Consider the following 8,090-nt stretch of genomic DNA (forward strand, 5'->3'; position numbering starts at 1 on the left):
TCGAAGCTGCCAGATCGCCTCCCGCTTTCTGCCATTCGTTCATCACGCGAGACCGAGGCAGTGACACAAATACTGGGCTGACTGTGTGTCACCTATCTGGGAGGTTAGCTGCCATCGCCGATAGCTATGCGGTCAGCTTCGTCTGCCAGTGCTAAAAGCTCGCGCTGCCCGTCCGCCTCCACTGGAAGGTCCACGCCGCTCGCCCGCAACCGGATGCTATCGACCAGCGGGTCGCGAAGGGAGCATGAAGTGAAATCGTCCCAATCGTATGGACCACATGTCTCGTCCAAGAAGGTGCGGATAACGCCAGCGGCGTAAGCTGCCTTGTCCTGCTGAGTCTTCATCTGGCGAGCTTACCAGCCGGGCTTCATGTCCGCTATTGGGCGAGAGCTGCCCCCCTCCCTTCGCCACGACGACCCACATCCGGTCATTCGCGCCATCTTCATCGCTTACCAACTTCGGACGTTCGTTCATGCTCGGAGCGGGAATAGTGCAGCGAGCATCGGCGCACGCCGGGCGGTCGCTAGCTGTCCCGAAAAGGATGGTATTTTGAGACAGAGTTGAAAAATCGGCTGCCACTGCAGGTAACCAATCAGCGTCTTGAGGTACCCGCGTTAGAACATTCGGCGTTTTTGTACCTCATCGGTGCGCAACCGTGTACCCGCTTGAATGCGGTGCTGAATGCAGCTTCCGACGTGTAGCCAAGCGAAAACGCGATGGCCGCTATCCTGTCGCTTCCGTTTCTCAGGCGCTGTTGAGCAAGAACCATACGCCAGCGTGTCACATACTCCATCGGGGGTGTCCCAGTTAAACTCCGAAAGCGTTCCGCAAACTTGGAACGTGACATGCCCGCGGTCGCTGCAAGCCTGGCGATTGTCCATGGATGAGATGGATCGGCGTGGATAGCCTGCGCCGCCCGCCAAATCTGTGGGTCGGATTGGGCAAAGAGCCAGCCTGTTGTGCGTCCCGCACTTTGGCTCAAGTAGTGGCGCAGCGTATCAACGAGCAGCAAATGAGACAGGTGACGTACGGCAGAAATGTGGCCCGGCGCCTCTGCCGATAATTCTTCCCGCAGTCGCTCCAGAAGCCAGCGCAGGCCGTTTTGGCCCGCAGCGTCACGAAGGGGAAGGATGCTGGGCATCGCACCGAGCAGCATTGCCGTCTGCGGACCCGTGAAGGCGAAATGCCCAGCCAGCAAGACCGTATCTCCACCGCCGTTTATGGTCGCGGTGCGATCGCTCCATGCCTCTTCGGGTATCTTGTCGATACCTGTCGACGCGAAAGAAAGATCGCGCGCGATGGTAAAGGATCGGCCACTCGGCAGGATCACACAGTCCTCCGCCGAAAGGCGCAGCGGCACTGCCTCGCCTTCGACACTTAACCATGCCCGACCCGAGGCAACGGCATATACTTTGAGCCCGTCATGGGCTGGAAACCGTATCGCCCAGGCTCCGCCCAGATCGAATGCACCGGCAACGTGAGTGACCGGGAACAGGGTCGACAGCACGTCAGACAGGGGATCTTGTGACATCAACGTGGGACGATCGCGAATGTTAAATGGACTGAGACGCATAGTTCGTCTCAGCGTACGGCGCTAGATTGTGTCTCGGTAAAACGCAAACATGAGGTCGCACAGATATGATCAAGATGCTGATCGGCTTTCGCCGTCGTCAGGGAATTAGCATGCAGGAGTTCAAAGACTACCGGCGCGATATCCACGCACCGCTACTTTTCAACCTTCCCGAAGCGGACAAAATTAGACGATTTGTCGTATCCTATCCCGTTGCCGCACCTGGCTGGCCAGAGCCGACCTTCGATGCAGTCGTGGAGGCATGGTTCGACTCGCTTGACGACCTGAATGCACTCTACACTTGCGAAGCCTTTCAAGAGGTGGTCGACCCCGATCATGCCAACTTCATCGATCTAGCGTCGGTCAGCCGGATCGTTTCAGAGGAGATAGTCGTCGTTGGTTAGCCGTCTCCTGTGAGCATCAGGCTGACGTGGCAACCTGATGCTCCAGCGCGGCATCAGCGTACTGGCGAGATGGCGAACGGCGCGAAACCAGTCGCTTTCATAACGTCGGTGACCAGCAGCATGACCGCCTCGACACCACGGGCCGTTGCGATACCGCCAAGGTCTAGAATCTCGGAATCTTGCCAGCCAAGATCGTGAAGCAGTGACCTGACCAACGACTTGGCACCGGTGTTGTCGCCCGACAGATAGGCTGTTGGATTTCCCGTAAGCGAAGCCGGGTTGTTCATCACCGACGACAGCATCGTATTGAGCGTCTTGACGACGTTTGTCCGTGGCAGGGCGGCCTGCAAGCGCTCGGCGAGGCTGTCTGTTGGATAGAAAAGACCCGATGGGGCGCCATCTTCATCACGGCTGGTCGCGTTCGCCACATCGATCAGCAATTTGCCCGCGAGCGCGTCGGCCAAGGCGGTGAGGCGCTCGACGCTGCCGGCTCCCGGCGTTGCATTAATCACGATCTGTGACGAGCCAATGGCTTCGGCGTGGGAGGCGAACCGCACGTCAGGTCCCGTCCAGTTTCGCGGGATAGCGATGTCGCGGACGCCGATGGTGATCGTATGTCCTGCTCGCGCCAAACCGGACGCGAGGCTTGAGGCAACGCGGCCGGAGCCGAGGATGGCGATGGTGGTCATGCAGTGGTCTCCGAACTTGGGGATAACGAGGCCAGGAGGGCCTGTTGAAGCGCCAGTGGTGCGGCAAGAAAATCAGGCGAACCGGCCGTCCAGCGGCGGCCGCGAAGGTCGACGACAGTTCCGCCCGCTTCGCGGACGAGTAACGCCCCGCCGATAAGCCCGGCGCGGACGCTGCCGTGCTGCCAGAAGGCGTCGAGCCGGCCTGCGGCAACGTCGACCAGTTCGAGCATGCTCGGGACGGATAACCGGACCAGAAGAGCAGTATCGAGAAGCCTTTCGGCCGAATGGACCATGGCATTACGGATCGGGCGAGCTTCGCCCGGGCTCGCCTGCCCGCTTGAGATGATAGCGGCCGCTATTTCGTGCTTCGCAGAAACCGACAGGCGCTCGCCATTCATGAACGCGCCACGTCCGGCGATCGCGCTATAGGTCTCGCCGGTCAACGGGACCGAGATCGCAGTCAAGATCGGCTCCCCCTTACGCACAAGGGTCGCAGTGACGGCCCAGCCCGATCGTCCGTGCAAATGGTTGACGTTGCCCTCGGCCGGGTCGACCACCCACCAATCGCCTGACGGCAGCTCCCCTTGTTCTTCCTCGTCGGAAGCCCAGCTCGATCCCGGAAGCGAGTTCAGCAACGCCTGGCGGAGCTCGTCTTCGACGGCGGCATCATTGGCCTCAATACCGGCGAGCAGATCCGCCAACGTCGTCGGCGGAGGTGTTGTGCGAAAACGGGCAAGAAGCGTTTTTCCGGCCGTCTCGACCGCGCGGATAGTTTCAGCGAGCAGCGCGTCGTCTTCGTTGCGTATCATGGTTGCTGGCCTCGTGTTGATCTATGGGGGGAAACTAGCCTTGACCCACAGCCTCCACTACTCGCCTTCCTGATGACGACATCCGTGCCACCCAAAGCGATGAACCCGCGGAAAACCGCGCGACAGGGCCGCTCCGCAGCCACGGTGGACGCGATAGTGGAAGCCGCAGCTCGCATTCTGGAGGCGGCTGGACCATCAGGTTACACGACGAACGCTATTGCCCAACGGGCCGGCGTCAGCGTCGGATCGCTGTACCAGTATTTCCCGAATAAGGATGCGATCACGCGGGCGATTATCCGCCGGGAGCTCGCCATACTCGAGGCACAGATCGCCGCAATCAACATCGGCTCGACGAACCCGTCGCCGCTAGCGCGGCTGATCACCGTCGCTGTCGGTCAGCAGCTGGAACGCCCCCGGCTTGCCCATATTCTTGAGGCGGAGCAGGAACGTCTTGGGGCGGACGCTGATATCACTCCGGTCTATGAGCGAGTGGTGGTCATGATATGCGCCATTCTGCAGTCGGCCGGCTTCGCAGCGAGTTGCGAGCTAGCGCAGGATATCGCATCGCTGATCGCCACTGTCGTCAACCCGGCAGCGACGCGCGGCGATGACGACCGTGCTCGCCTCGAAATGCGCGCGCGGGCTGTGGTGATGGCCAGGCTGTCGACACCCTGATCTAACAACACGTCAGCGAATCGAGATTACCACCGATGTACCCGACCCGGACGCGCCAGCAATTCGGGGTATCACCAGCCGGACCAGTCATGATCGAAGCGGGTCAGCCGTTGTCGCGAAATTCCGGGTAGAGCGACATGCCACCATCGACGAAGAGTGTTGTTCCGGTGACGTAGTCCGCTGCATCGGAAGCCAGCCAGAGGACCGCTCGAGCAACATCTTCGGGCTCGCCGATACGGCCATAGGGGATAAGACGCAGAAGCTTAGTCAGCGCCTCTTCGCTGTCCCACGCTTCTTTGTTGATTGGCGTGCGAATAGCACCGGGCGCAACGGCATTGACCCGGATACCATCGGCTGCGACTTCCTGCGCCAGCGACCGCGTCAGCATCCGTACACCGCCCTTGGCCGAAGCATAATTGAGATGTCCAGCCCACGGAATGATCTCATGCACTGAGCTCATCGCAATGATCGCGCCAGCGCTACGCGCCGGCCGCCCGCCCTTTGGTTGTGTGCGAAACCGTCTTACGGCTTCGCGCATGCACAGGAATTGCCCGGTTAGGTTGATGTCGATGACCACGTTCCAATCCTGGAGCGACATATCGGCAACGGTGGCATCCTTCTGCACTCCGGAGTTTGAGACGAGCACGTCGACACGACCGAAAGCGGACACCGCCTCATCAAAAAGACGAAGGACATCCGCTTCCTGCGAGACATCGGCCTTGACGGCTATAGCCTGACCGCCTTGGGCGTTGATCCGAGCGGCAAGTTCATCAGCCGGCTCGGCATGAGAATGGTATGTTATGGCGACAGAAGCGCCAGCGAACGCAAGCGCCTCGGCGACCGCAAGGCCGATACCTGAGCTGGCACCCGTGACGACTGCGGCGTGGCCGGTGAGCGGTTCAGATGAAGACGGCACGGGAAATGTCTCCGGATCGGGCGGATAGGGATAAGGTTGCTAGAAAGTTGGCTCAGGATTCGAGCCTAACGCGCAAATTCTTTGCGATGATCCTGAATGAAATCTCCGAACGTGTGCGGTGGCTTGCCGGTGAGACGCTCGATCTCAAAGGTCGGATCGATGTCGTGATGACCAGCGACGACATCAGCGAATTGCACTACCAGTCCCTTTGCCATCCAATTTGAGTTTCCCGTCAGGCGAAGGATGAGCCAGAACAGCGGTGACGGAAGGTCGAGGTAGCGCACCTTGTGGCCGATAGCCTTGGAGAAGCGGGATGATGCTTCCTTCATGTCGATCGTCTCCGGCCCGGTTAAAAAATAGGTTGCGCCCTCATGACCGTCTTGGGTCAGCACGGTCGCGGCCACGCGAGCGACGTCGCGCGTATCGACCCACGAAACCGAGCCGCTGCCTGTCACCTGCGGCAGGAATCCCTTGGTGATTGGATCTTTAAACCAGAGAAAGTTTTGCATGAATGCTGTCGGCTTCAGGATCGTCCAGTTGATCCCCGATGCACGCAAATGGTGGTCGATGAGGGCATGGGACTTTGCCCAAGGTACGGGCGATAGCACGTTGCTGTCAGACGCGGAGATCTTTACAATTCGGTCAACCCCCGCATTTCGAGCAGCATCGATCGCGGCTGTCTCTTGGTCGACCTGCTGGGGTGTGGGCGGCGTGATGAGAAACATGGTCTCGATGCCCCGCATGGCGGATGCCAGCGTCTCTGGCCGGTCGAAATCGCCAATTATGGCATCGATGCCCTTCTTCTGAAAGTCTTGCACCTGCTCATCCTTGCGGCACAAGGCACGAAACGGCGTACCTGTTTCTTTGAGCAGTCGGCAGATTTCTCCGCCGATGCCACCGGTCGCCCCTGATATCAAAATCATGTCACAGCTCCTTTCACGAAGCGTCGCTGGGAGAAGGGAATGGCGCCGTTCGGTCCAGCCACTCGGTCAGGATGGCGTTCATTTCGCCGAGAATGCGGGTGGCATCTTCGATACGTTCACGCCCGATCCTTTCAGCGATCTCCCTGTCGAGGGTCGCGACAGCTTGTTCGGCACTGGTAACCGCAGCCAAACCTGCCCGGGTAAGGACGACGAGCTTGGCGCGTCGATGATGCGGATTGTCTTCAAACGCGACCATGCCGCGCTCGGCAAGGAGATCGACAATGCGCTGCACAGCTTGCCGGGTCAGGCCCATGTTGCGAGCGATGGACGCGGTGGGTAGCGGAACCGGCGAATAACGCAGTGCACCCAAAACTTGCCACCATGCGCTGGTGAGACCGAGATGCGCGACGCGTTCATTGCCAGTCGCGATCAATCGACCGCTCGAAGCGAAAACCGCTATTGCCAGCTCACGCACTTCAGTGATCTGTTCGGACACTAGACAGCACCATTCCAATACGACAGCTCGTTGTCAAACTCGGTGGTTGCGTGAAGGTTCCTCGAAGCTGAGCGTGCCTTGAGCGCTATTCTCCCGATCATCGCATCGAATGATTCTCATTGGGATCGGAAAACGGGAATAGAAGCACTTTCTCGAAACTCGGTCCGGTCGCGAGAGAGCTGTGTCAGCGGAGCTTGCGCGGTCCTTATTGGAGTGGCGCCTGCAAGTAGTGTCGCATCAGTCGGTCGGCGTGCCCGCGAAGCAGGGCCGCCGCTCCCAGCACTCCCTCACTGCGGCTGTCCACCTCCGTCGCACAGGCGCCAATCTGGCGCGCCGTCTCGACCATCTCGTCGATATCACCGCCGACATGAGTACGGGTCGTCGCTTGCAGGCTTGATGTCGCCTTGATGCGCGCCGAGCCCCTCTGCACGTCGGCGACCCGCTCTGTCAGCCGCTCACAGCGCTCGACCAAGCGGGAGATCGTCCGCTCGATCGACCGCAGTTCGGCCAGGATGTGATCGGTTGCGCTAGCTGTCAGCCCCGCTAGCTGGCGGACCTCGTTTGCAACCACTGCGAAGCCGCGGCCGCCTTCTCCAGCCCGAGCCGCTTCGATCGAGGCGTTGAGCGCCAGCATCTTGGTCTGCGAGGCGATAGAGGAGATCTCGCCGGCAACCGACCCGATGCCCTCCAGGTGAACACTAAGCCCTTCGACCGTTTGCCGCATCGCGACCGTGTCTTCGCCGACGCGCTCGATGTCGCTCGATGCACTCATGACGCCCTTCTCGACCTCGTCTCCCATCAGAACGAGCTGGCGCACGCCTTGCCCCGCGGCGTCGGACCGCAACGCGCCAGCCGTCGCGAGATCGGTCAGTGACCTCGCCTGATTAGCGAGGTGAGACGCAGCCTCGTCGAGCCGAGCGGCCACGGCTAACACCTGCTCGGCTTCCGCCTGTCGCTCCAGGCGCAGACGCCTCGTGACCAGCCGCTCCATCACCATGCCGGCCAGCATCGCCAAGTGGGTGCGCTCAAGCGCGCTGAAGCCTTGGGGGCGGGGCGTGGGATCGAAGATGCACAGGGTACCGATATTGAATCCCGCCGGCGTCGTGAGCGGCGCGCCAGCGTAGAAACGAATGAACGGAGTGCCGACGACGAGCGGATTGGCCGCGAACCGCTCATCAGCATGGGTATCTGGCACGACCATGACGTCGTTCTCGAGAATGGCGTGGCCGCAGAAAGCAGCGTCACGCCCCGTCTCGCAAACATCGAGCCCGACGCGAGCCTTGAACCATTGCCGTTCGTCGTCGATCAGCGACACGGTACTGGTCGCAACGTCGAATAGGCTTTGCGCCAGTCGGACGATATCGTCGAACACGCGCTCCGATGTGCTGTCGAGCACCTTGTAGGCGGACAGTTCCGCCAAGCGTGCAGCTTCATCATTGGGCACGGGGAAAGAGCGTAGGTCCAAGCCGGGTCTCGCGTCGCAATCAGGGTAAGCGTGGCCTGAGGGCCGCCTTGCTCGTTTGGCCGTAGCCGGGATGCTTATCGTCTTTGACGAGGGCGCGGGCGGTGCGGGAAGTTTTCGGTTCTGAGACTGGTCGTACGAGCGCT

Annotated in this window: 10 protein-coding genes; 2 read left to right on the forward strand and 8 right to left on the reverse strand. The window is 60.6% G+C overall.

What is annotated here, in order from left to right:
* Positions 1-104: 104 nt before the first annotated feature.
* Together ACP7A3_RS17665 and ACP7A3_RS17670 are read right to left on the reverse strand one after the other, a co-directional pair.
* A complete protein-coding gene (locus tag ACP7A3_RS17665) occupies positions 105-344 on the reverse strand; it encodes a hypothetical protein (RefSeq protein ID WP_426254429.1) in 240 nt (79 codons plus the stop codon).
* Positions 345-592: 248 nt separating this feature from the next.
* Positions 593-1,573: an AraC family transcriptional regulator gene (locus tag ACP7A3_RS17670; protein WP_338108133.1), complete on the reverse strand. Its 981-nt coding sequence runs from the start codon at positions 1,571-1,573 to the stop codon at positions 593-595.
* A gap of 65 nt (positions 1,574-1,638) precedes the next feature.
* Here ACP7A3_RS17670 and ACP7A3_RS17675 point away from each other — a divergent pair, with 65 nt between their 5' ends.
* Positions 1,639-1,974: an EthD domain-containing protein gene (locus ACP7A3_RS17675; protein WP_426254428.1), complete on the forward strand. Its 336-nt coding sequence runs from the start codon at positions 1,639-1,641 to the stop codon at positions 1,972-1,974.
* Positions 1,975-2,027: 53 nt separating this feature from the next.
* On the opposite strand, the gene ACP7A3_RS17680 is transcribed toward ACP7A3_RS17675, so the two are convergent.
* Together ACP7A3_RS17680 and ACP7A3_RS17685 are read right to left on the reverse strand one after the other, a co-directional pair.
* Entirely contained in the window at positions 2,028-2,663 is a 636-nt protein-coding gene (locus ACP7A3_RS17680) for an NADPH-dependent F420 reductase (protein WP_426254427.1), read from the reverse strand.
* Positions 2,660-3,472 (reverse strand): inositol monophosphatase family protein, encoded by an 813-nt coding sequence (locus ACP7A3_RS17685; RefSeq protein ID WP_426254426.1) that lies wholly within the window; start codon positions 3,470-3,472, stop codon positions 2,660-2,662. The genes ACP7A3_RS17680 and ACP7A3_RS17685 overlap by 4 nt, the downstream gene beginning before the upstream one ends.
* Before the next feature lie 156 nt (positions 3,473-3,628).
* Here ACP7A3_RS17685 and ACP7A3_RS17690 point away from each other — a divergent pair, with 156 nt between their 5' ends.
* A complete protein-coding gene (locus ACP7A3_RS17690) occupies positions 3,629-4,147 on the forward strand; it encodes a TetR/AcrR family transcriptional regulator (RefSeq protein WP_426254425.1) in 519 nt (172 codons plus the stop codon).
* A 103-nt stretch (positions 4,148-4,250) separates the two neighbouring features.
* On the opposite strand, the gene ACP7A3_RS17695 is transcribed toward ACP7A3_RS17690, so the two are convergent.
* From ACP7A3_RS17695 to ACP7A3_RS17710, 4 genes are all read right to left on the reverse strand, one after another.
* Entirely contained in the window at positions 4,251-5,063 is an 813-nt protein-coding gene (locus tag ACP7A3_RS17695; RefSeq protein ID WP_426254424.1) for an SDR family oxidoreductase, read from the reverse strand.
* A 65-nt stretch (positions 5,064-5,128) separates the two neighbouring features.
* Positions 5,129-5,986: an SDR family oxidoreductase gene (locus ACP7A3_RS17700; RefSeq protein ID WP_426254423.1), complete on the reverse strand. Its 858-nt coding sequence runs from the start codon at positions 5,984-5,986 to the stop codon at positions 5,129-5,131.
* Between the two features lie 13 nt (positions 5,987-5,999).
* Complete coding sequence (locus ACP7A3_RS17705) at positions 6,000-6,482, reverse strand: MarR family winged helix-turn-helix transcriptional regulator (protein ID WP_426254422.1); 483 nt, start codon at positions 6,480-6,482, stop codon at positions 6,000-6,002.
* Positions 6,483-6,687: 205 nt separating this feature from the next.
* Entirely contained in the window at positions 6,688-7,902 is a 1,215-nt protein-coding gene (locus tag ACP7A3_RS17710; protein ID WP_426254421.1) for a methyl-accepting chemotaxis protein, read from the reverse strand.
* Between the last annotated feature and the right edge of the window lie 188 nt (positions 7,903-8,090).

The sequence above is a fragment of the Sphingomonas sp. DC5200-1 genome (genome assembly GCF_049897245.1).
Lineage (GTDB): Bacteria > Pseudomonadota > Alphaproteobacteria > Sphingomonadales > Sphingomonadaceae > Sphingomonas > Sphingomonas aquatilis.

Bases quoted from the DNA above. Each gene is read 5' to 3' on its own strand.
- ACP7A3_RS17665 (WP_426254429.1), bottom strand. From the start codon at position 344: ATGAAGACTCAGCAGGACAAGGCAGCTTACGCCGCTGGCGTTATCCGC.
- ACP7A3_RS17670 (WP_338108133.1), bottom strand. From the start codon at position 1,573: ATGCGTCTCAGTCCATTTAACATTCGCGATCGTCCCACGTTGATGTCA.
- ACP7A3_RS17675 (WP_426254428.1), top strand. From the start codon at position 1,639: ATGATCAAGATGCTGATCGGCTTTCGCCGTCGTCAGGGAATTAGCATG.
- ACP7A3_RS17680 (WP_426254427.1), bottom strand. From the start codon at position 2,663: ATGACCACCATCGCCATCCTCGGCTCCGGCCGCGTTGCCTCAAGCCTC.
- ACP7A3_RS17685 (WP_426254426.1), bottom strand. From the start codon at position 3,472: ATGATACGCAACGAAGACGACGCGCTGCTCGCTGAAACTATCCGCGCG.
- ACP7A3_RS17700 (WP_426254423.1), bottom strand. From the start codon at position 5,986: ATGATTTTGATATCAGGGGCGACCGGTGGCATCGGCGGAGAAATCTGC.